Annotated in this window: 18 protein-coding genes; 14 read left to right on the top strand and 4 right to left on the bottom strand. The window is 74.5% G+C overall.

Features of this window, described 5'->3' with window-relative positions; translation table 11 throughout:
* The first annotated feature begins 209 nt into the window (after positions 1 to 209).
* The 3 genes from ACZ51D_RS38490 (at position 210) to ACZ51D_RS38480 (ending at position 4315) form a co-directional block, all read left to right on the top strand.
* Positions 210 to 1271 (top strand): carbohydrate ABC transporter permease, encoded by a 1062-nt coding sequence (locus ACZ51D_RS38490; protein ID WP_360505947.1) that lies wholly within the window; start codon positions 210 to 212, stop codon positions 1269 to 1271.
* Between the two features lie 5 nt (positions 1272 to 1276).
* Positions 1277 to 2284: a carbohydrate ABC transporter permease gene (locus ACZ51D_RS38485; RefSeq protein WP_465623247.1), complete on the top strand. Its 1008-nt coding sequence runs from the start codon at positions 1277 to 1279 to the stop codon at positions 2282 to 2284.
* Positions 2285 to 2551: 267 nt separating this feature from the next.
* A complete protein-coding gene (locus tag ACZ51D_RS38480; RefSeq protein ID WP_465664882.1) occupies positions 2552 to 4315 on the top strand; it encodes a DUF4153 domain-containing protein in 1764 nt (587 codons plus the stop codon).
* Positions 4316 to 4467: 152 nt separating this feature from the next.
* Here ACZ51D_RS38480 and ACZ51D_RS38475 read toward each other — a convergent pair whose 3' ends face one another.
* Positions 4468 to 6018, bottom strand: coding sequence for an MFS transporter (locus tag ACZ51D_RS38475; RefSeq protein ID WP_360505953.1), 1551 nt, complete (start codon positions 6016 to 6018; stop codon positions 4468 to 4470).
* A 171-nt stretch (positions 6019 to 6189) separates the two neighbouring features.
* Between ACZ51D_RS38475 and ACZ51D_RS38470 the strand changes: the two genes are divergently transcribed.
* From ACZ51D_RS38470 to ACZ51D_RS38460, 3 genes are all read left to right on the top strand, one after another.
* Complete coding sequence (locus ACZ51D_RS38470; RefSeq protein WP_465664880.1) at positions 6190 to 6984, top strand: TetR/AcrR family transcriptional regulator; 795 nt, start codon at positions 6190 to 6192, stop codon at positions 6982 to 6984.
* Positions 6985 to 7124: 140 nt separating this feature from the next.
* Positions 7125 to 7823, top strand: a complete 699-nt coding sequence (locus ACZ51D_RS38465; RefSeq protein WP_465623170.1) for a ribonuclease HII — start codon at positions 7125 to 7127, stop codon at positions 7821 to 7823.
* A gap of 100 nt (positions 7824 to 7923) precedes the next feature.
* A complete protein-coding gene (locus tag ACZ51D_RS38460; RefSeq protein ID WP_465664878.1) occupies positions 7924 to 8604 on the top strand; it encodes a hypothetical protein in 681 nt (226 codons plus the stop codon).
* Between the two features lie 250 nt (positions 8605 to 8854).
* Here ACZ51D_RS38460 and ACZ51D_RS38455 read toward each other — a convergent pair whose 3' ends face one another.
* Complete coding sequence (locus ACZ51D_RS38455) at positions 8855 to 9559, bottom strand: hypothetical protein (protein WP_396289679.1); 705 nt, start codon at positions 9557 to 9559, stop codon at positions 8855 to 8857.
* Positions 9560 to 9937: 378 nt separating this feature from the next.
* On the bottom strand, positions 9938 to 12133 hold the full coding sequence (locus tag ACZ51D_RS38450) for a RecQ family ATP-dependent DNA helicase (protein WP_465623166.1): 2196 nt from the start codon (positions 12131 to 12133) through the stop codon (positions 9938 to 9940).
* A gap of 227 nt (positions 12134 to 12360) precedes the next feature.
* Between ACZ51D_RS38450 and ACZ51D_RS38445 the strand changes: the two genes are divergently transcribed.
* The gene (locus tag ACZ51D_RS38445) at positions 12361 to 13878 is read left to right on the top strand and encodes a DUF4192 domain-containing protein (protein ID WP_465623164.1); all 1518 of its coding nucleotides are present in this window, start codon (positions 12361 to 12363) and stop codon (positions 13876 to 13878) included.
* A gap of 36 nt (positions 13879 to 13914) precedes the next feature.
* Here the strand turns inward: ACZ51D_RS38445 and ACZ51D_RS38440 are convergent, their stop codons facing one another.
* A complete protein-coding gene (locus tag ACZ51D_RS38440) occupies positions 13915 to 15228 on the bottom strand; it encodes an alpha/beta fold hydrolase (RefSeq protein ID WP_465664876.1) in 1314 nt (437 codons plus the stop codon).
* Positions 15229 to 15980: 752 nt separating this feature from the next.
* On the opposite strand from ACZ51D_RS38440, the gene ACZ51D_RS38435 reads away from it, so the two are divergent.
* From ACZ51D_RS38435 to ACZ51D_RS38405, 7 genes are all read left to right on the top strand, one after another.
* Positions 15981 to 18104 (top strand): amylo-alpha-1,6-glucosidase, encoded by a 2124-nt coding sequence (locus ACZ51D_RS38435; RefSeq protein ID WP_465623245.1) that lies wholly within the window; start codon positions 15981 to 15983, stop codon positions 18102 to 18104.
* 173 nt (positions 18105 to 18277) lie between these two features.
* The gene (locus tag ACZ51D_RS38430) at positions 18278 to 19036 is read left to right on the top strand and encodes an NUDIX hydrolase (RefSeq protein ID WP_465623160.1); all 759 of its coding nucleotides are present in this window, start codon (positions 18278 to 18280) and stop codon (positions 19034 to 19036) included.
* An 11-nt stretch (positions 19037 to 19047) separates the two neighbouring features.
* Positions 19048 to 19179, top strand: coding sequence for a hypothetical protein (locus tag ACZ51D_RS38425; protein ID WP_465623158.1), 132 nt, complete (start codon positions 19048 to 19050; stop codon positions 19177 to 19179).
* 221 nt (positions 19180 to 19400) lie between these two features.
* Entirely contained in the window at positions 19401 to 20978 is a 1578-nt protein-coding gene (locus tag ACZ51D_RS38420; protein ID WP_465664874.1) for an ATP-binding cassette domain-containing protein, read from the top strand.
* A gap of 3 nt (positions 20979 to 20981) precedes the next feature.
* Complete coding sequence (locus ACZ51D_RS38415) at positions 20982 to 21887, top strand: hypothetical protein (protein WP_465664872.1); 906 nt, start codon at positions 20982 to 20984, stop codon at positions 21885 to 21887.
* A 202-nt stretch (positions 21888 to 22089) separates the two neighbouring features.
* A complete protein-coding gene (locus ACZ51D_RS38410; RefSeq protein ID WP_360505985.1) occupies positions 22090 to 22968 on the top strand; it encodes a FadR/GntR family transcriptional regulator in 879 nt (292 codons plus the stop codon).
* A gap of 519 nt (positions 22969 to 23487) precedes the next feature.
* Positions 23488 to 25113, top strand: coding sequence for an RNA polymerase sigma factor (locus ACZ51D_RS38405; RefSeq protein ID WP_465623152.1), 1626 nt, complete (start codon positions 23488 to 23490; stop codon positions 25111 to 25113).
* Positions 25114 to 25150 lie beyond the last annotated feature (37 nt).

The following is a 25150-nucleotide window of genomic DNA, read 5'->3' as shown; positions in this document are numbered from 1 at the left end:
CGGGGCCCCCGCCGCCGCCCCCCCCCCCCCCCCCCCCGGGGCGCCCCCCCCCCCCCCCCGGGGGGGGGGGGGGGGGGCCCCCCCCCCCCCCCCCCCCCGCCCCTCCTCCCGCCTGACCCTCCTCCCGCCGGCACCCCCCTTTCCACCGGCACTCCCCTTCCCACCGCACCGCACTCCCCTTCCCACCGCACCCGAAGGGACGCGCAGCCATGTCCGTATCCGGATCCCCGTCACCCGCCGCCGCGGTGGCCACCGAGTTGGCCACCAAGCTGGCCACCGAGAGACTGGCGGTCGGCTCCTGGGGCGACGCGGCGGTCAAGTTCGGCAACACCTTCGGCGCCGTCGCGGGATTCCTCGGCATCCTGCTGGTGGTCTTCCTGGCCGCCGGCCGGGCCCGCGGCCGACTGGCCCGTCCGCTGGCCGTCGCGGTGTTCCTCGGCCCGGCGGTGCTGCTGCTGGCGGTCGGCCTGGTGGTGCCGCTGATCCGCACGGTCTACCTGAGCCTGCAGAACGACGACGGCACCCGCTTCGTCGGCGGCGAGAACTTCGGATGGGCCCTCACCACCGACTCGGTGCAGACGGTCCTGCTCAACACCCTGCTGTGGCTGGTGGTCGCACCGCTGGCGGCGACCGGGCTGGGGCTGGTGCTGGCGCTGCTGGTGGACCGGATGCGCGGCCAGTCGGTGTACAAGTCGCTGATCTTCATGCCGATGGCGATCTCGCTGGTCGGCGCCTCGATCATCTTCAAGTTCGTCTACGAGTCGCGTGGGCCCGGGCAGGCGCAGATCGGTCTGCTCAGCCGACTCGCCGTCGCGGTGGGCTGGGACGACCCGCCGAACTGGATGCTCTCGCAGCCGCTGAACACCTTCCTGCTGATGGCGGTGCTGGTCTGGGTGCAGACCGGCTTCGCGATGGTGGTGCTGTCGGCGGCGATCAAGGCGATCCCGGACGAGGTGGTGGAGGCGGCCCGGCTGGACGGCGCGAGCGGGGTACGCCTGTTCTGGTACGTCACCGTGCCGATGATCCGCACCACGGTGATGGTGGTGCTGACCACCGTCATGATCATCACCCTGAAGGCCTTCGACATCGTCCGCACCATGACCGGCGGCAACTTCGGCACCCAGGTGCTCGCCAACGAGATGTACTCGCAGTCCTTCGTGCAGTTCAACGCGGGGCGGGGCAGTGCCCTCGCGGTGATCCTCTTCCTCGCGGTGCTGCCGTTGGTGGCTTACAACATCGTCCAGCTGCGGAAGGAACGTGAGGTGCGGTGACCCCGATGCGGAAGATCTCGCTGCGGAAGACCTCCGTCCCGAACGGGGCCCCGAAGGTGGCGGGCGGGTCCCCCAAGGTGGCCGGTGGGTCCCCGAAGGTGGCGGGCGGTCCCGGTAATCCGGTCCGCAAGGCCTTCGGCAGCCCGCTGGCCTCGGTGTTCGTGATCGCGATGACGGTGCTCTGGACGATCCCGACGCTGGGCCTGCTGGTGACCTCGCTGCGGCCCAAGCAGGACGTGACCTCCAGCGGCTGGTGGACCGCCCTCCTCCACCCGGACTTCGGCCTCGGCAACTACCACTCGGTGCTGTTCGAGGGCGGTTCCGGCGCCTCCACGGGCCTGGTGCCGTTCATGGTGAACTCGCTGGCGATCAGCGTCCCGGCGACCGTCTTCCCGCTGGTGCTCGCGGCGATGGCGGCCTACGCGCTGGCCTGGGTGCGGTTCCGGGGGAGCGATGCGGTGTTCTTCACCGTGTTCGCGCTCCAGGTGGTGCCCCTCCAGATGGCGCTGATCCCGCTGTTACGGCTGTTCTCGAGCGGCGCGCACCTGGGCTCACTGACGCTGATCCCGGCGGTGGACCTGAAGGGCAGTTACGCGCCGGTCTGGCTGGCGCACACCATGTTCGCGATGCCGCTCGCGGTGTTCCTGCTGCACAACTTCATCGCCCAGCTGCCGCGCGACCTGATGGAGGCGGCGGTGGTGGACGGCGCGTCGCACTTCAAGATCTTCCGCTCGATCGTGCTGCCGCTGAGCGCCCCGGCGCTGGCCTCGTTCGCGATCTTCCAGTTCCTGTGGGTCTGGAACGACCTGCTGGTCGCACTGACCTTCGCGGGCGGCACGCCGGAGGTGGCGCCGATGACGGTGCGGCTGGCCCAGCTGTCGGGCTCCCTCGGCGGGCGCTGGGAGCTGCTGACGGCCGGGGCGTTCCTGTCGATCATCGTGCCGCTGATCGTGTTCTTCAGCTTGCAGCGGTACTTCGTCCGGGGGCTGCTGGCCGGGTCGGTGAAGGGGTAGCCCACGGGGTGTCACCGATGGGGCATCGACGGGGCATCGACGGGGCATCGACGGGGCATCGACGGGCTCTCCATGGGCTCTCGATGGGCGGCGAGGGAGTGTCGAGGGAGCAACCGGTGGCGAGCAGGTTCTGAACACGTTCAGAACCAACTTTTGAACTCGTTCAGAATGGTCTACAGTCGGCAGCGACGGCGGCGCTGAGCGCACCCGCCGGCGGACTGTCCCGAGGGCGGCTTCCGCATGCCCACCGACCACTGAGGGGGACCCATGTCCGGTCTGTCCACGCCCGCCTCGGCCGATCCGCCACCCGCGCCGGGGCCGCAGAACCCGGACGGGCCGCACGAAGCCTCGGGTCCGCAGGAACCGGCCGGACCGGACAGCTCCTGGGACCCGTACCGCCCGGCTGGTCCCTACGGCGCGGGTGGTCCGCACCACGAGGATGGTCGGTACGGCGCGGGTGGTCCGTACGGCGCGGGTGGTTCCCGCCGGTCGCCCGGCGCGCCCGGGCCGACGGGGGCGGGCTGGCTGCGCCGCAGTGACCCCGAGCGCCGGGCGGGGGCCACGCCCCGGGTCGTCCTGGCCGCCCTGCTCAGCGGCCTGCTCACGGCCTGGCTGCTGTACGACGGTCTGGGAGTCAACCTGTTGATCTGCGGCGCCGCCACCGCCGTCGGGGCCGGCTTCGCCGCCCGGGAGGCAGGCCGTCGGATCCGGCCCTGGACGGCAGCCTGGAGCCTGCTCGCCCTCGCCCTGCTCTCCGTCCCGGCCTGGTGGGTCGCCGACTGGCCCACCCTGCTGGCCGTCGGGGGCGCGTTCGGCCTGGCCTCGCTGGCCCTGCACGGCGGGCGCCGGTGGCCGGGCGTCCTGCTCGCCCTGCCCGGTCTGCTCTGGCAGCTGCTGCCCGCCGTGGGGTGGGCCTGGATCAGCATGGAGGGCCGCCCGCTGCCCGGCCGCGGCCGGGTCGTCCCGGTGCTCAAGGCGCTCGGGGTCGCCGCCGTCCTGCTGACCGTCTTCGGCCTGCTGTTCGCCAGCGCCGACGCCGCCATGGCGGACCTGCTGGGCAACCTCAGCCCGGACCTCGACCTCGGCCGACTCCCGGCGCGTGGGGTGCTGTTCGTGCTCGGGACGCTCACCGCGCTGGGCTTCGCACGGATCGCGGCCGGCCCGCGCCGCTGGGACCGGACGGTGATCCGGCCGGGCCGCGAACGGCGACGGCTTGAGTGGGCGCTGCCGCTGGTCGCGCTCAACCTGATGTTCGGCGTCTTCGCGGTGGTCCAGGCCGTGGTGGTGCTCGGCGGAGCGGACGCCGTACTGAGCAACACCGGGATGAGCCGCTCCGAGTACGCCCGGCAAGGCTTCTGGCAGCTGAGCGTGATCACCGTGCTGACCCTGGTCGTGGTGGCGGTCGCCAAGCGCTGGGCGCCGCGCACCACCGCCGCCGACCGCCGGGTGGCACGGATCCTGCTCGGGCTGCTCTGCGTGCTCGCGCTGGCCGTGGTCGCCTCCGCACTCGGCCGGATGTGGTTCTACGTGGACGCCTCCGGGCTGACCCAGCTGCGGCTCTGGGTGCTCGTGGTCGAGGTCTGGCTGGGCGTCGTCTTCCTACTGCTGATCACCGCCGGGCTGACCCGCGGCACCGGCTGGCTGCCGCGCGTCGTCGTCCTCAGCGGGATGCTCACCGTCGCGGTGTACGGCCTGATGGGCCCGGACGCGATCGTCGCGGACCAGAACGTCGCCCGGTACGAGCGGGCGCTGCGGGCCGACCCGCACACCGCGGCCATCGACCTGCGCAACGTCCGCCAGCTCTCGGCGGACGCGGTGCCCGCCCTGGACCGGCTGCCCGAACCGCAGCGGAGCTGTGCGCTGGAGCTGATCGGGCAGGATCTGGGCCGGGAGGCGCAGCCCTGGTACGCGACCAGCGTGTCGGTCGCCCGGGCCCGGCAGATCCTGGCTCAGCGGCCGCCGGTGGACTCGCCGATGGTCGGCCGCGGGTCCTGCGACCGGGCGGGGTTGGCGTACGAGGCGGCCTGGTAGTCGGGGACGGTTCGGGAGAGCGGCAAGGGCCGGTCGGGAGCAGTTCGCTCCCGACCGGCCCTCGCTGTGGTGCCGGCGTCGTCCCGGGGTCTGCGCCTTGCGGCGTCAGTGCATCCCCAGGTCATTGCATCCCGGGGTCAGTGCATCCCGGGTCAGTGCATCGCGACGGGGGCGGAGTCGCCGCTCGGCAGGTCACTGGCCTTGGCCTTGATCACGAAGACCGCGACCACCAGGGCGACCGCCGCGAGCGCCGCGCCCACGATGAAGCCGTGCGAAATGCCATGGGCGAGGACGGTGTTGGCGGCGTCCGTGCGCGGCGGGAACTCGTGGTGCTGCTGCAGGTAGGCCAGCTGATCCGGGCTCGCGCTCTGCATGAACTTCGGCAGCTGCGTGGCGGCCTCGGCCGTGGCGTAGTGCGCGAAGACCGTGGTCAGGATCGACAGGCCGAGCGAACCGCCGATCTGCTGCATCGAGTTGAGCAGGCCGGAGGCGGCGCCGGTCTCCTCGCCCGGCACGCCCGCGACGGCGAGCAGCATCACCGGGACGAAGATCAGGCCCATGCCGAAGCCGAATATCACCGTGGGGCCGAGCACCCCGTCCAGGTAGCCGCTGTCCTTGCCCATCTGGGTCAGCCAGCTGAGGCCGATGGTGACCAGCAGCGCGCCGCCCGCCATGAACGGCTTCGGGCCGTACTTGGCCTGGAAGTTGGACGCGATCTGCGCGGCGATGATGATCGAGACGCTGATCGGGAGGAAGGACACGCCTGCCATCAGCGGGCTGTAGCCGAGCGGGCCCTGCACGAACAGCACCACGTAGAAGAAGATGCCGAACATGGCCGCGGCCAGGCAGAGCATCATCACCAGGCCGCCGGTGCGGTTGCGGTTGGCGAACAGGTGCATCGGGGTGATCGGCTGGTCGGTGCGGCGCTCGACCACGAGGAAGGCGGCCAGCAGGATCGCGCCGGCCGCGAAGGAGCCGAGCGTGACACTGTCCGACCAGCCGTCCGAGGCGGCCCGGATGAACCCGTAGACCAGGCCGACCAGGCCCAGCGTCGAGGTGAACGCGCCGGGCAGGTCGAAGCGGCCCGGGTGGCGCTCGGACTCGGCGATGTAGCGCGGCGCGGCGATCGCGATCAGGATCGCGATCGGCACGTTGACGAAGAACACCCAGCGCCAGTTCAGGTACTCGGTGAGCAGACCGCCGGCCAGCAGGCCGATCGCGGCGCCCGAGCCGGCCACCGCCGAGAACACGCCGAACGCCTTGTTGCGTTCCGGCCCTTCCTCGAAGTTGGTGGCGATCAGAGCGAAGGCCGTCGGTGAACAGATCGCGCCACCGATGCCCTGGAGCGCGCGGGCGGCCAGCAGCAGGCCGCTGTCCTGCGCGAAACCGCCGAGCAGGGAGGCCAGGCCGAACAGCAGGGTGCCGAAGATGAACACCCGGCGGCGGCCGAGGATGTCACCCGCGCGACCGCCCAGCAGCAGCAGCCCGCCGAAGGTCAGGGTGTAGGCGTTGATGACCCACGACAGGTCGGTGGTCGAGAAGTTCAGGGCGTCCTTGATCTGCGGCAGCGCGATGTTCACGATGGTCGCGTCGAGCACCACCATGAGCTGGGTGGCCGCGATGACGGCCAGGGTGATGCCCTTGCCGTGCCCCTTCGCGCCGGGCGGTGGTGAGGTCTTGCTGAGCGTGTCGGTGACAGCCACGAATGTGCCCCCTGCTGGCTATGTGCGTGGTGCTCTGGACTCGGCGGGCCGCCGGTGTCCGGATGCGGCGCTGCGCCCTTGCGCAGACCGGGAAGGAACGGGATCGTTCACTAATCCGGACGATATCCTGGGCTGGATTGTGAACGCAAGCGTTCCTTAAGGATGGTGGCGATGGAACGGTTGGTGCGGCGACTGGTGGCGGACCGGTCCGGTCGGTCGCCGGGGCGGTCCACGGGCGCCTCGGGCGGCAGCTCCGGTGCCCCGGGCGGCGGCCCCGGCGTCTCCGGCGTCTCGGGTGCCTCGGGCGTCGAGGCGGGTGCGGTTGCTCCGGGCCGGGGTGCGGAGCCGGCCCTCTGCCGGGTGCGGGCCGCCCATCAGGCCCTGGCGCGGCCCGGGAGGCGGCGGGGGAAAGAGCTGGAGAACGCGATCTTCGAGGCCGCGCTCGACCAGCTCACCTCCGGCGGATACGCGCGGCTGACGATGGAAGGGGTCGCCGGCGCGGCGCGGACCGGGAAGGCCGCGCTCTACCGGCGCTGGGCGTCCAAGGACGAACTCGTCATCGACGCCCTGGACGCCACTCTTCCACGCCCTTACGACACCCCCGACCTCGGGTCCGCCCGCGACGAACTCCTGCAGCTCATCGAGGCGTTCACGGCCGCGTTGACCTCCCGGGCAGGCGCCGCCCTCCATGCGCTGATGGCCGAGATCGACCAGGAGCGGGCCGAGGTCTTCAAGGGCTTCATCAACGACCGGGTCATCGAGCCGACCACGCAGACCATCCTGGAGATCCTTCGCCGCGGCGCCGAGCGCGGGGACATGCGGCCCGGCGCGGCAACCCCGCTCGTGGCCGACGTCATCCCGGCGATGCTGCTCTACCAGGCCAAGATCCGCGGATTCCGGGACCTGGGGCCGGACTTCGCCGTCAGGCTGGTGGACGAGGTGCTGCAGCCGATGATCCGCGTCTGAGGGCGGGCCCGGGCGTGCTCGGTCATGCTCGGTCATGTGCGGGCGTGGCTGCCGGGGGCCTTCCCGCAGCGAGGGCGGCGGATCCGGCGGCCGCAGGGCGGGCTTAGGCTGGAGGCTGCCCCAGTTGAACGGAAGCCGCCATGCCCATCGTCCCGCCGACGCACTCCGTCGAACGCTCGCTCCGCCGGGCCGGCGCCAGGATCGTCGTCGGCCTGGACGAGGTCGGGCGCGGCGCCTGGGCCGGACCGGTCACCGTGGGCGCGGCCGTCACCGGCCTGCGCAAGGCGCCGGACGGGCTGACCGACTCCAAGCTGCTCACCGAACTGCGTCGCCGTGCCCTCGCCCCGGTCCTCGCCGACTGGGTCACCGCGTACGCCCTCGGGCAGGCCTCGCCGCAGGAGTGTGACGAGCTCGGCATGACGGCGGCGCTGCGACTGGCCGCCGTCCGCGCGCTGGAGGCGCTGCCGGTCGAGCCCGACGCGGTGATCCTCGACGGCAAGCACGACTACCTCGGCGGCCCCTGGCGGGTACGCACGGTGATCAAGGGCGACCAGTCCTGCGTCTGCGTCGCCGCCGCCTCGGTGCTCGCCAAGGTCCACCGCGACGGCCTGATGGGCGAACTGGGCGAGGGGTGCCCGGACTACGGCTTCGCCGACAACGCCGGCTACCCGTCCCCGGTGCACCGTGCCGCGCTGGAGGAACTCGGCCCCACCGAGCACCACCGGCTCTCCTGGGCGTACATGGACGGACTGTCGAAGTGGCGTCACCTCAAGCGCGTTCGGGAAGGCACGGGCGAGGCTCGGGGATCCGCCGACGAACAGTTGACGCTCGGTTTCTGACAGTCCGTCTGGAATTGCCCGGGGTGGGGCCGTGGGTGTTCGGTGCCCAAAGGGTGGGGCGCCCGTGCGCGTTCGACCGGCATTTGATAGATATCCGGGTATGCCTGTCTTCCCCGAGGAGCCGGAGATTCACGAGAGCCTCCCGGGCCCCGGCGTTCCCTTCCCCCGCGAGTCGGACGCACAAGCCCTCCACGCGCCTGCCACCGGCGGCGCACCCGCCACCGCACCCACCACCGTCGCCACCCCGGCTGCGGTGCCCGGCCCCCGCTCGGCGCCTCCGCGCCCGGCCCCGCCGCGCGCCGCCCGGCCCGGTCCGCCGGGGCTGATCCCCAAGCCCGGTCCGGCGCCGCGCCGCCCGGCCGCCACCGCGCCGCAGGTGGAGGTCCGGCGGATCGCCGCCACCCCGGCCCAGGCCGTGGAGCGCGCCGACGACGCGATCGACCAGCTGCTGGACTCCGGCCGCGACCCGGGTGACATCCTGGTGCTGACGGTCGGCGAGGCACACCCCTGGCAGCGGCACGAGCTGTCCTTCGGCGAGGAGCGCTACTGGGCGCAGCTCGCCGACGGCGGGGACGTGTTCTACGCGGACGCCGCGCTGACCCGTCCGGTCCACCGCGAGGTGGTCGTCCTGGTGGTCAACGGCGGAACGCCCGCCCTGGCCGCCGAGGCGTACACCGAGGCGCTCGGCCGCGCGAGTGCCCTGCTGGTGGTCTGCGGCGAGGCCGGCCCGACGACCGCCGGGGCTGCCGCAGCCGCGCCCGGGCACCCCGTCCACGTCTGACCGCAGCCCTTCCGTTCCGGGCCCGGTGCCGTACGGTGCCGGGCCCGAAATCCGTCCCGGGACGGGCGGGCGGGCGCGGCTCCGGAGCCCGTCCGGAGCCCCTCCGGCGGCAGGCGATGCCGGGGCATCGGACCTGCCCGCTCGGTGCCCGGCGGGGCCTGCACGCTCGGTGCCCGTCGGACCCGGGCGCCGGTGGTCCCGTCGGATCGATCCGTGCTCGGTGACCGTACGTCCGGCGGGTTCGGCGGGGTCAGCGGGTTCCGGTACGGCGGGTCGGCTCGGCCGTCGCGGCCCGCGCCGGGATCCACGGGGGCTCGGACTGCGGGGAGCGCTGAGCGTCGCCTCCGTGTTCGGCTTCTTCCACCGCCGGCCGGCGGGTGCGCTGGCCGTGCGGGGCGTCGAGCACCGAGCGGGGCGGCAGCTCCGTCACGGTGTGCACCGGCCCGTCCGTCCACGAACCCGCATGCGGATTTCGTCCGCTCCGCCCGTCCCCGAGGACCTGCCAGCCCGCCGGGGTGAGCCCGAGGTACGCGCCGCAGCGCAGCCCGTGCAGCCCGGCCGCGTCCCGCAGCGCCCACATCCAGGCGCCGTCCTGCTCCGTCCAGCCGGGCGCGCCGTCGCGGCAGCGCAGCAGCACGGCGGTGCGGGTCGGCTCGGGCAGCCGCAGGTCGTGCGGGAGGATCCGGCGCAGGTGCGTCAGCAGGGCGTTCCGGTGCTGCCAGCCGTCGGTGTCGCGCGGCCAGGGGATGAAGGAGGCCGAGGCGGCCAGGTGGTGGAGCGCGTCCAGGACGCCGACCACGACCGTGCCCGGCTGGGGCAGGTGGCGCTGGTGCAGCTCCAGGACGAACTCGCGGGGGTCGCGCAGCAACGGGATCCCCGAGGCGGCCCAGGTCTCCAGGTCCAGCACCCGTCTGGGCACCGAACTCCGGGAGAGGGGATGTGGACCTCGGTCGATACCGTTGATCACGATCCTCCTTCCTGACCCGTGGGCAGACGGGTGCCTGGGTACGCCGAAGCGTGGGTCCGGCGGACCGAGTTTCGGGTACCTCCCAATTCTCGGGGCATCGGGGGTGGAGCGGCAACGATGAAATGATGAACGCCATCCGATAGCCCATGGTCTGCCGGATATGTTCCACTGTCGCCCGGGCGCGGTCGGGATGCCGCAGCGTCTTGATCCGTGACGCTCGAAGTGCGAGGTGAGCCGTCGTCGGCATGGTGACCACTCCTTTCCCGCGTCCGTCGACCGGTGTGATCGAAATCGCTTGGCTTGATCCTTTTCGTTAGGCCATTCGAGTGAAGGCCGTTGTTCCCTCGACGGCCTTCTGCCGCCCCGTCACCCCTGCACGGCCAGTACCAGCGGCAGCACCGCGCCCGCCCCGGCCCGGCGCAGCAGCCGGGCGGCCACGGTGACCGTCCAGCCCGAGTCGACGAGGTCGTCCACCAGCAGCACCGGCCCGGCGGCCGCCGCCACCGCCTGCTCCACCTCCGGCGGCAGGACCAGCGCCCCGGCCAGCGAGTGCAGCCGTTGGGCGCTGTTGCTGCGGGCCCCGTGCGGCGGCAGCCCGCCGGCGTACTCGATCCGGCCGAGCAGCGGCAGCCGTCCGATCTCGGCGATCCGCGCGCCGAGGCTGCCGACCAGCTGGGGGCGGGTCGAGGAGGCCATGGTCACCACGCCGACCGGCCGCTCCAGCCGTGCGCCCTCCGCCGTCGCCGGCCCGGCCCAGCCGCCCGGACCGCGGGCCCAGTCGGCGAGGACCGCCACCAGCGCGTCCACCGCCTCGCCGGGCACCGGCACGTCCGGCGCCTGCTCGGCGAGCAGGCTGCGCAGCCGGTTGCCCCAGCCGATGTCGGACAGCCGGCCAAGCGCCCGGCCGGTCTCGGCCTGCTCGCCCGCCGGGATCCGCCCCTTGAGCGACACCCCGAGCGCGTCCATCCCGGTCGGCCAGAGTCGGCGCGGCTCGAAGCTCACGCCCGGGCGGCCGAGCGCGGCCCGGGCGGCGGCCAGCGTCTCGGCGGAGACGTCCGGGGTGTGCAGCGGCCCCGCGCAGTTGTCGCACCGCCCGCACGGCACGGCCTGCTCGTCGTCCAGCTGCCGGCGCAGGAACTCCATGCGGCAGCCGGTGCCCGCCGCATACTCGCGCATCGCCCGCTGTTCCGCCTCCCGGGAGGCGGCGACCTTGGCGTAGCGGGCGGTGTCGTACGCCCAGCTCTGCCCGGTGGCCGTCCAACCGCCCTTGACCCGGCGGACGGCGCCGTCCACGTCGAGCACCTTGAGCATGGTCTCCAGCCGGGCCCGGCGCAGGTCCACCCGGGGCTCCAGGGCGGCCGTGGAGAGTGGGCGGCCGGCCTCGGCCAGCGCGTCGATGGTGCGCCGCACCTGCTCCTCCGGCGGGAAGGCCAGCGAGGCGAAGTAGCGCCAGATCGCCTCGTCCTCGCGCCCGGGCAGCAGCAGCACCTCGGCCCGGTCCACGCCGCGCCCGGCCCGGCCGACCTGCTGGTAGTAGGCGATCGGCGAGCCGGGCGAGCCGAGGTGCACGACGAAACCGAGGTCGGGCTTGTCGAAGCCCATGCCGAGAGCGGAGGTGGCGACCAGCGCCTTGACCCGGTTGGCCAGCAGGTCGGCCTCGGCGGTGCGGCGCTCGGCGTCCTCGGTGCGGCCGGAGTAGGAGGCCACCGGGAAGCCGCGCTCGCGCAGGAAGGCCGTGACCTCCTCGGCCGCGGCCACCGTCAGGGTGTAGACGATGCCCGAGCCGGGCAGCCGGTCGAGGTGGTCGGCCAGCCAGGCGAGCCGGTGCGCCGGGTCGGGCAGGGCCAGCACGCCCAGGGTGAGGCTCTCCCGGTCGAGCGGCCCGCGCAGCACCAGGGCGTGCTCGTCGGTGGTGCCGGTGCCGAGCTGCTCGGCGACGTCCGCGGTGACCCGGGCGTTGGCGGTGGCGGTGGTGGCCAGCACCGGGACACCGGGCGGCAGCTCCGCGAGCATGGTGCGCAGCCGGCGGTAGTCGGGGCGGAAGTCGTGCCCCCAGTCCGAGATGCAGTGGGCCTCGTCGACCACCAGCAGGCCGGTGGAGGCGGCGAGCTTGGGCAGCACCTGGTCGCGGAAGTCCGGGTTGTTCAGCCGCTCGGGGCTGACCAGCAGGACATCGACCTTCCCGGCGGCGACCTCGGCCTGGACCTCGTCCCACTCGTCGGTGTTGGCCGAGTTGATGGTGCGGGCGTGGATTCCGGCCCGGGCCGCCGACTCGACCTGGTTGCGCATCAGGGCGAGCAGCGGCGAGACGATCACCGTCGGCCCGGCACCGCGGGCCCGGAGCAGGGCGGTGGCGATGAAGTAGACCGCGGACTTCCCCCAGCCGGTGCGCTGGACGACCAGGGCGCGGCGGTGGTCGACCACGAGGGCCTCGATGGCCGTCCACTGGTCCTCGCGCAGGGCGGCGCCGGGGCCGGCGAGCTCGCGCAGGACGGCTTCGGCCCGCGCCCGGACCTCGGCGCGGTCGGCGGTGGCGGTGATGTGGGTCTCGGGCTGCTGCATGGCGTCCATGTAACCCCGTACCGCCGACAAGCGGCGAATGCCGGGGTGGGCGGGAGGGGGAGGCGGGATGTATTTCATCCGCTGATCCGCTGAACGGCGGACAAAATCCACCCTGCGGAGGGAGTGTCGCTTGCTCCGAATGAGTTAAGGGAAATTTGGAGGCGGAGTTATCCACAGAAAGAAGACGGTTTCGGCGTCGTCCGCGGATTGCGTCCACTCTTGCGGCCATGAACGCGATGAACAACGAACACGTCATTCTGTCCCTCGGCCCGGCCTCCGAGCACCGGCCGGTCGTCATGCGCGGTCCGGCCGACATGGCCGAGCTGCTGCCCTACTTCCTGGGGTTCTACCCCGACGACAGCATCGTCGCGGTCGGTCTCCAGGGCCCCGACCTGCACCAGGCCGGGGTGATCCGGGCGGATCTGCCGGACTCGCCCGCGCAGTGGCCGGCCGCCGCGGAGGAGGCGGCCGCCCTGCTGGTCGCCCTCTCAGAGCGGCACGGCACCCGGCCGCTCCAGGTGCTCCTCTACCTCTGCCAGGATCCCGGCGCGCCGCACGCCCCGCCGGTGGTGGACGGCCTGCGGCCGCTGGCGGACGACCTCCGGGCGGCCTTCGGGCGTCGGGGCGTCGTGGTCAAGGAGTCGCTGTGCGTCTCGGACGGCCGCTGGTGGTCCTTCCTCTGCCGCGGCACCGAGTGCTGCGATCAGGCGGGCAACCCGGTGCGGCGCGGTCCCGGTCCTGGCCCGGCGGCCGCCGCCGCGACGGTCGCCGGCCTGGTGCCGCGCGGCAGCCGGAAGGCGATCATCGGCGGGCTGGTCCCGATCGGCCCGCCGGAGGACGACGTCCACCGCGAGGCGCTCGTCCGGGCCGAGGCGGCCGTCGGCTCGTTCTCCCGTGAGCAGGGCATCGGGCTGCTCGACCAGGCCGTCGCCGAGTTCGCGGCCGGGGCCCGGGAGCTCGACCCGGACCGGACGGCCCGCCTGCTGTTCGCCCTGCGCGACCGGATCGTCCGGGACCGAGGCGTCGAGTACGCCCGGCCCGCCGAGCTGGCCCCCGCCGAGCGGCTCTGGCGCTTCCTCGCCCGGCGCGCCGTGCCGCCGTACGAGAGCTGCGCGGTGGCTCCGCTGACCCTGCTGGCCTGGGCTTCCTGGGTCGCCGGGGACACGGCGACGGCCCGGGTCGTACTCGGGCACGTCCTGCGGCTCGCCCCGGACTACCTGCTGGCCGAACTGCTCTACGAGTCGCTCAACGACGGCATGACGCCCGGGGCACTGCTGGCCGCCGTCGAGGCCCAGCGTCGGCGGCGCGAGCAGCACGCGCCCGCGTCGGCCCCGGCTGACGACCGGCCGCCGCCCGCCGACGGCACGGGACCGGCACCCGAGGCCTCGGCACCCGAGGCTCCGGCGGGCGAGGCCCCCGGTGAGCGGCCCGGCCCGGCCTCCCGCGCCCGCCGACGTCGCCGGGGCGGCCGCCGGAAGGGCGCGTCCACGGCACCGGCACCGGCACCGGCACCAGCACCGGCACCGGCGCCGGACGGGAGCACCCCCGGGCCGGTGGGCCTGCTGTCCGCGCCCGGACGGGCTGCGGCGCCCGGGTGCGCCCGGCCGGCCGGGGAGCGGCCCGTCCGGCGCCTGCGGCTCGGCCGTGCGGCGGAGTGCGCGCCCGCCGGCACCCGCGCCGGGAGCGGCCTGCACCGGTGCCGCGGGGTCCGGCGGGCGGCGAGAGGAGGCCGCCGTGCCCACTGAGCCGCCCGCCCCCGCCCCGTACCGGTCTGCCGGCCGCTACGCCTCGCCGTGCGCCATCTTGATCAGGCGGTCCAGCACCTTGCCGCCGCTCGCCCGCAGGCCGTCGTGCTCCCACTCGTTGGTGATCCAGGTCCGCAGGCCGCGCACCGCGCGAGCGGTCTCCAGCGAGTCGGCGGTGTCCACGTACATGTCGTCGTGGTACACCGCCGCCACGACCGGTACGCCGTTGGCGGCCAGGCGCGCCCGGTCGTACAGGTCGGGCCAGTCGGTGCGGGCGGCGAGCAGCTCCGCGGTCTCCTTCAGCGGGCGCAGCGCGGGGTCGGTGTCGAACATCCAGGGGTAGATCATCTCCCCGGTGAACAGCACCGGCGCGTCCGACTCCAGCGCGGCCCGGGCGTCGAACCGCGGGAACTCCTTGCGGAGCCGCTCGGCCGACCAGGCGGTGCCGCCCTGGTCCACCGACCGCTGGCCGTAGATCGACTCGTGCAGCACGGCGTACAGCGGGCCGCCCGCGAAGGAGAGCTGGGCCTGGGCGCCGGCCAGGAAGGTGTCGGAGAGCTCGGGCCCGGCCGCGCCCTCCACCCAGGCCTCCTCCAGCAGGTAGTGCAGGACGCCGGAGCCGCTGCCGCCGCCAAGCAGCAGTCCGAGGGCCTGGAACGCCTCGACGGTGAGCAGCCCGCCGTCCGGCAGGGTCGCGGGGGCGTCCGCGAGGTGGGCGGCGATCCGCCGCACCGCCTCGACGTCCTGCGGGAACCGGGCGTAGTGGTCCTCGTTCTTGCGGGCCACGCGCGGGTAGGCGGCGCGGTAGACGTCGTCGGCCGAACTGCCGAGGCCGGCCAGGCCTCCGGTGATGAAGGCCTCGGTCAGGCCCTCGGGGGCGATGGAGAGGTAGGTGAGCGTGCAGAAACCGCCGAAGCTCTGACCGAGCACGCTCCAGCGCCGGTCGGCGCCGAGCAGCCGGGTGCGGATCAGCTCTGCGTCCCGGACGATCGAGTCCGCGCGGAAGCGGGCCAGGTAGTCCGCCTGATCCTGCGGGCCGCCGCGCCGGGCGAGGGTCTGCCGGGTCGCGGGCGTGGACCGCCCGGTGCCGCGCTGGTCGAGCAGGAGCACCCGGTAGTCGTCCAGGGCGCGCTCCAGCCAGGAGTCCCGGCTGAGCGGGCGGGCGGCCTTGCCGCCGGGCCCGCCCTGGAGGAAGAGCAGCCATGGCAGGTCGTCCCGCTCGCGGCCGGCGGCCACCACCTCCCGGGCGTACACCTCGATCTGCTCGCCCTGCGGGGCGGCGTGATCGAGGGGCACCTGGAAGACGTGGTCGGTCGTGACAATCCCGGGCAGCCGGCTGACGGTGGACATGGAACTCCTCGGTCTCTGCTGGTCACAACGGTGGTGTCGCGGTTCACGGGATCACCGGGTGCGGGGGCCGCGACCCCCGCACCGTATCCTGGCGGCGATCGAGCGCCGGTTCGACCGTCCCCGTCCATCCGGCCGGGCGGCCGACCCCGGCCGACGCCCGGTCCGAGCGGTGCGGACGACAGCCAGGAACGCCCGGAACCAGGCCTCGGCCGCAGGCGGCGACGGGCCCGTGGCGCGGTCCCGGTGATGCTCCGACGGACGCGGCACGACCGCCCGGCGGGGGCGGTCCCGACCAGCGGCGCTTCGGGCGGGGCGTGACCTGGCGGCGGTGCGCGGCGTTCACCCCGGGGGCCCTGCGCCGGACGGAGACCGACCGGGGCCCGGCCCGGCCGCCCCTGGCCCCACGGCGACCGCCGGCCACGCGCGGTACCGGGCCCGGTCGCCGCGAGGGGACCGGCCGGCCCGACGGGCGCGGGCCACGCGGCAGGGCGTCACCGGCGGGCCGGAATGGCGGACCTGACGGGGTGTCGGGCGCGGTGGCGGGCCCGACGCGACGGCGCGGCGCGCCGGTACCGGCCCGGTACCGAGCACCGCTTGGTACGACCCGCCACCGGGTACGGCCAGACACGGCACACCCGCCGACGGGAAACCCCGCCGGCCCGGCACCATCAGCACGCGATCGAGCATGCTCGCGGCCCACCGGCCTGACCCGGCCACCGGACCGCCGAGGGGAGGAGAGTCCGGTGACCGCCATGAGGCCACCACAGGCCATGCCGGCCGAGAGCGTGGTCGGCGCGCCGAGACCGGTCGGGCGCCCCGACCAGGTCCCGCCGACCGGCCCCGGGGGCGCACCCGCCGGTTCGGGTCGGCCCACCGCCGCGCCGCGCCCGCAGCCCCCCGCGGTCCACCACGCGGTGATCTGCGTCAATGCCCCGGCGATGGCTGCCTCCGGCCCCGACGGCCAGCTGCGCGGCCACGGCCTGCACGGCTTCTACCGCAACGGTGTCCGGGCACTCGCCCGGATGGAGCTGCGGCTGGGCGGCATGGAGCCGCTGCCGCTCCAGGGCGCCCTGACCAGCACCGCCCAGGCTCGCTTCCTCGGCGCCGTCCGCATCCCCGGCGACCTCGACCCGGATCCGGCGCTCACCGTCGAGCGGCTGCGCCACGCGGACGGCGTGGAGACTGTCGTCGTGCGCAACACCGGCCCGCGGCCCGCACGGCTGCCGCTGGAGATCGCCGTCGGCACGGACCTCGGCCCGGTCGCCGAGATCGCCGCCGGACACCGCCCGCCCGACCTGCCGGGCCAGGTGCAGTCCGCCGGGTTGCGCTGGACGGGCCCCGCGCACAGCGCCGTGGTCAGCGCCAAGCCCTCTCCGCACGCCGTACTGGCCGGCGCCGGGGTGCTCCGCTGGGACCTGGAGGTCCAGCCCGGCGCCCGCTGGTCGGTCGAACTGCGCACCGAGCTGGAGAGCGCCGCCACCGGCCCGCGCCCACCCGGCGGGCGCGGCACCGGTGTCCCGCTGCCCTGGTCCGAGCCCGAGGTCCGCAGCGACGACTCCCGGGTCGCCCCGCTGGTCTCCCGCTCCCTGGACGCTCTCGGCGGACTGCTGTTCGCCGACCCGGACCGTCCGACTGACCTCTACCCGGCCTCCGGCGCGCCCTGGCGCTTCGGCCTTGCCCCGGCCGACGCGCTCTGGGCCGCCCGGCTGACCCTGCCGCTCGGGACCCGGCTGGCCGCCGGCACCCTCCGGGCGCTGGCCCGCCGTCAGCAGCTCGCCCCCGCCCCGGGCCGCACCGAGGGCCTGCTGCCCGGCGGCCTGCGGCACGGCGGCCCGGAGCTGCCGCCCACCTGCACCGCCACCGAGGCCACCCTGCTGTTCGTCACGGTGCTGGCCGAGGCCTGGCGCTGGGGCCTGCCCACGGCGGAGGTCGCCGAGCTGCTCCCGGCCGCCGAGCGGGCCCTGGCCGCCCTGCGGGACGGACTGGTCGACGGCTTCGTGACCGACCTGAGCCGCCCCACCGAGGAGCGCTCCGCCCACCCGGTCGCCGCCCGCGCCGAGGTCCAGGCGCAGGCCCACCGCGCCGCCCTGCACGGCGCCGAGCTGCTGGAGGCCTTCGGACGGCCGGGTGCCGAGGGCTGGCGGAGCTGGGCTGCCGAGCTGCGCGGGAGCTTCCGCGAGCGGTTCTGGATCGACGACCTCTCCGGCGGCCGCCCCGCCGCCGGGCTGGCCCCGGGCGGCCAGCCGCTGCCCGCAGTCGCCTCCTGCCTGGTGCACCTGCTGGACACCGGGCTCGCCGTCGACGGCGACCGGCACGAGAGCCTACTGGACCGTGAGCAGACCCGGTTGCTCGCCCAGCGTCTGGTCGCGCCGGAGCTGGACAGCGGCTGGGGCCTGCGCACCCTCAGCGCCAAGTCCCCCCGCTTCAACCCGCTGGGCCACCGCGGCGGCACGGTACGGGTCCACGAGACGGCGCTGGCGATCGCCGGATTGGCGGAGGCAGGCCACGAGAACGAGGCCGGCACCCTGTTGGAGGGCCTGCTCGCCGCGGCCGCCCACTTCGAGGGACGGCTGCCGGAGATGTACGCGGGGGAGCAGCGCACCCCCGGCTGCCCGCCCGTGCCGCACCCGGCGGCCTGCCGCCCGGCGGCGGTCTCCGCAGCCGGCGCCGCGCACGCGGTGTTCGCCCTCGCCGGGGTGCGGCCCGACGTGCCGGGTGGGCGGGTCCTGGTCCGCCCGGCCAGCACCGCGCCGCTCGGCGAGCTGGAGCTGACCGGCCTGCGGGTGGCGGGCGAGCCCTTCTCGGTCCGGGTGAGCCGGATCGGGGTGGCGATGGTCGAGGAGGCCTCCGCGGACCTGCAGCTCGTCGCCCGCTGACCGCGCGCCCCGGGCCGGCCCGCCCCGGGCCGGTGGCGCCGCTTCGGCGACTTCGGCCCGGGAGTCCCCGCCCGCCCGTGCGCGAACCGTGCCGGGCGGGCGGGCCGACGGCCTCGGGAGGGCCGGGCGCAAGGCCTGTGCTTATCGTCAGAGAGACGACTATGATCGTCGCCATGTCGCGTTACGATCCGTCGGCCTTCCCCCCGTTCGCTGTCACGGTTGACCTGGTGGTGCTGACGGTGCGCGACCACGCGCTCTGCGCCCTGCTGGTCAGACGCGGCGAGCCGCCGTTCCAGGGGTACTGGGCGCTGCCCGGCGGCTTCGTCCGCCCGGACGAGGGCCTGGCCGAGGCCGCCTCCCGGGAGCTGGCCGAGGAGACCGGCCTGCGCGCGCACTCGGCCCCGGGCCACGACGCGGTCGGCCCCGGTGCGGCCGGGGCCCACCTGGAGCAGCTCGCCACCTACGGCCATCCGCAGCGCGACCCCCGGATGCGGGTGGTCAGCGTGGCCTACCTGGTGCTCGCCCCGGACCTGCCGACGCCCCGGGCCGGCGGCGACGCCAGCAGCGCCCGCTGGGCACCGGTCGGCGAGCTGCTCGGCGACAGCCCGGCCGACGGCGTCCCGCTCGCCTTCGACCACGGGCTGATCCTCGCCGACGGCGTGGAACGCGCCCGCTCCAAGATCGAGTACTCCTCCCTCGCGACCGCCTTCTGCCCGACCGAGTTCACGGTCGGGGAGCTGCGCCGGGTCTACGAGGCGGTCTGGGGCGTGGTGCTGGATCCGCGGAACTTCCACCGCAAGGTCACCGGCACCCCGGGCTTCCTGCTGCCCTCCGGCGGCACGACGACCCGTCAGGGCGGCCGCCCGGCCCAGCTCTTCACCGCCGGCGGCGCGTCCGCCCTCAACCCGCCCATGCTCCGCCCCGACTCCTGAGCGTCGGCCCGGTGCAGGACCGGCTGACCTCCCACGAGGACCAGCAGGGGAGGGTCGCGGACCAGGGCAGGGCCGCCGTCGACGAGTTCACGGGCGAGTGCAGCGACCACCACCTCCCGCCGCTGCCCTGGATCTCGGACTAGCCGCCCGGCAGGCCTGCAGCCGGCGGCACCGGGTGCGCGGCAGGGAACCCCAGGATCGGATTGTCCCCTGATCGGGTGAGGTGGGCGGCCGGTGGCCCCGTTCCGCTCCCGCAATGCCCGGAATCGCCGCCGCCGCCCCCTAGTGTGCTGGCGCGGGGCCGTGCGGGCACGGTCCCGCTCCGCGTCGAGCGGGTCGGCCGAGGGCACGGGAGCAGCCAGCGATGATCCAGATCACCGGACTGACCAAGGTCTATCGCAAGGGCGCTCCGCCCGCCGTGTTGGACCTGACCTTCGACGCCCGGCCCGGCGCGGTGACCGCACTGCTCGGTGCCGAGGGCGCGGGCAAGTCCACCGCACTGCGGCTGATGCTCGAACTCGAGCGCGGCCAGGGCGTCACGCTCTTCGACGGCCACCCTTACCGCCGGCTCCGGCGCCCCGAGCGCGAGGTCGGCGTACTGCTGCCCGGTCCGGGCGAGGGCGTGGCCGCGGTGGCCGGGCACCCGGGCCGCAGGGCGCGCGGCCACCTGCGGATGCTCGCGGCGGCCGTCGGCGTCCCGGCCCGGCGGGCCGACGAACTCCTGGAGCAGACCCGGCTGGCCTCCGTCGCCGGGCAGCGGCTGCGCGTCTTCTCGCCCGGCATGCACCGCCGGCTGGCCCTGGCCGCGGCCCTGCTCGGCGACCCCGGGACGCTGCTGCTGGACGCGCCGACCGAGGGCCTGTCGCCGCGCAACGTCGAGTGGTTCCACTCCTTCCTGCGCTCGTTCGGCGTCGCCGGCGGCACGGTCCTGGTGACCACCCGCACCCCGCAGGAGGCCTCGCAGCTCGCGGACCGGGTCGTCACCCTGGACCGCGGCCGTCTGGTGGCCGACCAGCCGGTCGCGGAGTTCCGGCGGACCAGGCTCAGCCCCGAAGTGGCCGTGCGGGGGCCGCAGATGGCGCGGCTGGCGGACCTGCTGGTCAGCCAGGGCGCCGAGGTCCGCCGGGACGGCAGCGTGGGCCTCGCGGTGGCCGGCGTCGACCGCACCGAGATCGGCGAACTCGCCTACCGTCACGGGATCCTGCTGCACGAGCTGGCCGACCGGGTGGTCGAGCAGCCTGCTCCCCGGGTCGTCCTGCCGGTCGCCTCGGGCCGCTCAGGCCACCTCCGGGTCCGCCCGGTACCGGACGCCGAACCGAGCCCCGAGCCGGCCCGGAAACCGAGCCCCGAGCCGGTCCACGAGCCCGCAGGGCCGCCGGCCGCCGGACCCGCCCCGGACGCCCCGGCCGACGCAGCAGACACCGACCCGGTCGCCGTACCGGCTGCCGCGCGATGCGCCGACCCGGCCGTCGCGCGGGCCACCGAGCCGGACTCCGAGGCCGCCACCACCCCGCAGCGCCGGGCGCCGCGCCCCCAGGACGACGCCTTCCTGCCCACCCGCGCCCTGCCCGTCGCCGTGGTCGCCGCGGGCCTCCCCGTCCTCGCCACGCCCGGTCCCCGGGCCACGTCGGCCCACCCCGGCCGGCCCGCCGAGCGCAACCGGCCCGCTGAGCGCAACCGGCCCCCCGAGCGCACTGGGCCCGCCGAGCGCAACCGGCCCGCCGAGCGCACCGTGCACGGCGAGTCGGCCCCCACCGTCGCTGTCGACCGGCTCTTCCGCGACGACCCGGCCCCGGCCGGGGAAGCCGTCCGGTCCAAGCCGCCGGGGCGCCGTGAGAACGCCGACCTGCTCACCGACGACACCGTCCGCCTCCGCCGCCTCGCCTCGGGCGCGACCGCCGCCTCGGCCCCCGCCACCACCGACGACCACCGGAGCGAGTGAACCGTGCCTGTCCTGGCCTACGAACTGCGCCGACTGCGCGGCCTGCGTTCCACCTGGCTGCTGCTCGCCGGCGTCCTGCTCGGTGACGCCGCCGTGGCCGCCGTCCTGGCGAGCCAGACCCCGGACGGCCCGCTGGCCGCGCTCGCCGGGGTGCGGCTGCTGACCGCCGCCGTCCCGCTGATCCCGCTGCCGTTCGCGGCCCTCGGCGCCGGAGTGCTGGGCGCGCTCTCGTACGGGCACGAGGTGTGCCACCCGGGGCTGCCGGCCTCGCTGGTGTCGTACCCGCGCCGGGTGCGGCTGCTGCTGGCCAAGCTGCTGGTGGTCGGCCCGGTGGCGGCGCTGCTGGCGTTGGCCACCCTGTTGCTCGACACGGTGGCCGTGCACCTCTCGCTGCCGGGCGGGGTGACGGTGGCGGCCTGGACGGAGCCCGGCGCACTGTCGGAGCGGCTGTCCGGGGCGGTGAGCGGCGCCGGGCTGTCCGGGCTGTCGGACCTGCCGGGCGTCTTCGCCCCGCTGGCGCTGGTGGCCGGCCACGGGGTGCCGGCCGCGCTGCTGGCGTTCGTCCTGCTGACCGTCGTGGCCGCCTGGACCGGGGTGCTGACCGCGTCGCTGACCCGCAGTGCCGCCGCCGGGGTGCTGCTGCTGTGCGCGCTGCCGCCGCTGCTGGAGTCCGGCGTCGCCCTGCTGCTGCGCCGGACCGGCCGGCCGTGGCCGGTGCGCGCGGCCGAGCTGCTGCCGTTCCAGTCCGGCATCGAGTGGGCCTACGGCTGGGTGTACGGCGGGGCGCACGAGGCGGCGGCCGGGAGCGCGGCGCTGACGGACCCGGCGCTGCTCGCGGCGGTCGGGGCCCCCGCGGCCGTCCTGCTGCTCGCCGCGCTGCTCGTCCAGGCCCGGCGCCGTGCGCTGTAGGGCCCGGCGCGGCGACCGGTAGGGCCCGGCGCCGCAAGCGGTGGGGCGTCGGCACCCCGAAGAACCAAGATCGACCAGCAGTGACCGTAATGAGCGGTTCTTCCTGATAAGAAGTCAATTATCCAGTCACGGGCGATCACCCTTTCGTGTGCTTTTCACGAGAATTCTCAAGCCGCGCCCGCCGATCGCCGACAAATGAGGCGTGAGTACCCTTGCGCACCCCACCATGACCCCCGCCCGTTCCGCCGATGGGCCGATCCACGGTTCCGGCGACCTGGACCGCTTCTCGTACGCCGACCGGCCGGCCCCGCCGGCGCCCCGCTGGGAGGGCGCCGAGTCCGACATCGGCCGGGTCGGCCGCAAGACCACCAGCAGCCGCGGTCGCGGCCTGCACGGCCAGCTGGTCCAGCAGCTCGGCCAGATGATCGTCTCCGGTGACCTCGGCGCCGACCGCCCGCTGGTCCCCGAGGAGATCGGCCAGCGTTTCGAGGTGTCCCGGACCGTCGTCCGCGAGTCGCTGCGTGTGCTGGAGGCCAAGGGCCTGGTCAGCGCCCGGCCGAACGTCGGCACCCGGGTCCGCCCGGTCGGCGACTGGAACCTGCTGGACCCCGACATCATCGAGTGGCGTGCCTTCGGCCCGCAGCGGGACGAGCAGCGCCGGGAGCTGTTCGAGCTCCGCTGGGCGATCGACCCGCTGGCCGCCCGGCTGGCCGCCGGCCACGGCCGGGAGGACGTCCAGCAGCGGCTGGTCGAACTGGTCGAGATCATGGGCCACGCCGCCGCCCAGGCCGACCTCTCGACCTACACCCGGGCCGACGCCGAGCTGCACGGCCTGGTCCTGCAGATGGCCGGCAACCGGATGCTGGAGCACCTGTCCGGGATCGTCGGCTGCGCCCTGCACGTCTCGGGCGGCCCGGCGATCTCGTGCGAGCGGCCCTCCGAGTCCTCGGTCAGCCTGCACGCCCGGCTGGTGGACGCACTGGGGGCCGGCGACGGCGCCGCGGCCGAGGTCGGGATGCGGGCGCTGCTCACCGTCCACCCCGAGGTCGAGCCGTCCGTCCCCGCGCCCCGGGAGCACTGAGCGGGCTGTTCCGACGAGCGGAGGCGCCTGGCCCGGCGGTCCGCTCCGCCGAGGCCCTCCGGCCGCACCGCGTGGCGCAGCCGGAGGGCCTCCGCATGCGGAGGCCCGGACGGCTCTCGCAGGACCGGATCGCCCAGGCCTCCACGATCTGCCGTGGCTGCCACGATCCGCCCAGACAACGACGTCCGCCCAGGCCATGACAAAAGCTTTCGGCGCGAGTGCGCGATGATGGAACCCGGCCCCGTGGCCGCGGCCGCCGAGTGGTGTGACCCGCGACACGAAGGCCATGCGTAACACTTGACGAGTAGCAGCGATGTCTCCTGAGCGGGAGCAGCTCCGGAATACTCCAACATGTCAGAATGCTGTGTTGGTCCGCGGCGCTGCTGCCGTCCTGCAAACCCAGTCCTCAAGCCCGAGTCGGTCGGAATCGACACCGCGCGTCCGACGCGCGATTTCCTTCCCCGCCCGCTCGGGCGGCCGGTACGGGTTCGAGTCCACTCATCGTCCGAGAGGTTGTTCGTGTCGGCCAGCACATCCCGTTCGCTTCCCCCCGAGATCGCCGAGTCCGCGGCTCTGCTGGCGCTCATCGAGCGGGGCAAGGCCCAGGGGCAGATCGCCGGTGACGACGTGCGCCAGGCGTTCGAGGCGGACCAGATCCCGGTCACCAAGTGGAAGAACGTCATGCGCAGCCTCAACCAGGTGCTGATTGAGGAGGGGGTGGACCTCATGGTCAGCGCGGCCGAACCGGCCGGCGCCAAGCGCAAGAGCGTTGCTGCCAAGAGCCCCACCAAGCGCACCGCCACCAAGGCTGTCACCACCCGGAGCCCGGCGGCCCCGACCAAGCCGCCCGTCCGGATCGCCCCCGGCGCCCCCGTCGCGGCTCCGGCCGTCGCGGCCGCCGCCGCGGCCCCGGTTCCCACCGTCTCCGCCGACATCACCGTCGAGGGGGCGACCGTCGGCATCGCCGAGGTGAAGGCCCCGGCGAAGAAGGCCGTGGCCAAGAAGGCCGCGGCCAAGAAGACCGCCGCGCCGGCCAAGAAGGCCGCCGCCAAGAAGACCGCCGCCAAGTCCGGCAAGGGCGACGAGGAGCTGCTCGGCGAGGAGGAGCTGCTCGAGGAGACGGCGACGCCGGGCGAGAAGGCCGAGGCCGAGGGCCCGGAGGAGGAGTCGGAGGGCTTCGTCCTCTCCGACGACGACGAGGACGACGCGCCGGCCCAGCAGGTCGCCGTCGCCGGTGCCACCGCCGACCCGGTCAAGGACTACCTGAAGCAGATCGGCAAGGTCCCGCTGCTCAACGCCGAGCAGGAGGTCGAGCTCGCCAAGCGCATCGAGGCCGGCCTGTTCGCCGAGGACAAGCTCTCGGCCGCCGACAAGCTCGCCCCCAAGCTCAAGCGCGAGCTGGAGATCATCGCCGAGGACGGCCGCCGGGCCAAGAACCACCTGCTGGAGGCCAACCTCCGCCTGGTGGTCTCGCTGGCCAAGCGCTACACCGGCCGCGGCATGCTCTTCCTGGACCTGATCCAGGAGGGCAACCTGGGTCTGATCCGTGCGGTCGAGAAGTTCGACTACACCAAGGGCTACAAGTTCTCGACCTACGCCACCTGGTGGATCCGCCAGGCGATCACCCGCGCCATGGCCGACCAGGCCCGGACCATCCGTATCCCGGTGCACATGGTCGAGGTCATCAACAAGCTGGCCCGCGTCCAGCGCCAGATGCTCCAGGACCTGGGCCGCGAGCCCACCCCGGAGGAGCTGGCCAAGGAACTCGACATGACCCCCGAGAAGGTCATCGAGGTCCAGAAGTACGGTCGTGAGCCGATCTCGCTGCACACCCCGCTGGGCGAGGACGGCGACAGCGAGTTCGGTGACCTGATCGAGGACTCCGAGGCGGTCGTCCCGGCCGACGCGGTCTCCTTCACCCTGCTCCAGGAGCAGCTGCACTCGGTGCTGGACACCCTGTCCGAGCGCGAGGCCGGCGTGGTCTCGATGCGCTTCGGTCTGACCGACGGCCAGCCGAAGACGCTCGACGAGATCGGCAAGGTGTACGGGGTCACCCGTGAGCGCATCCGCCAGATCGAGTCGAAGACCATGTCGAAGCTGCGCCACCCGTCGCGCTCCCAGGTGCTGCGCGACTACCTGGACTGATCGATAACGATCGTCGACGTGAAGGCCCGGAGCCGTA

The organism is Kitasatospora sp. NPDC033851, from assembly GCF_055576085.1.
This window is presented reverse-complemented; position numbering and strand designations above follow the sequence as displayed.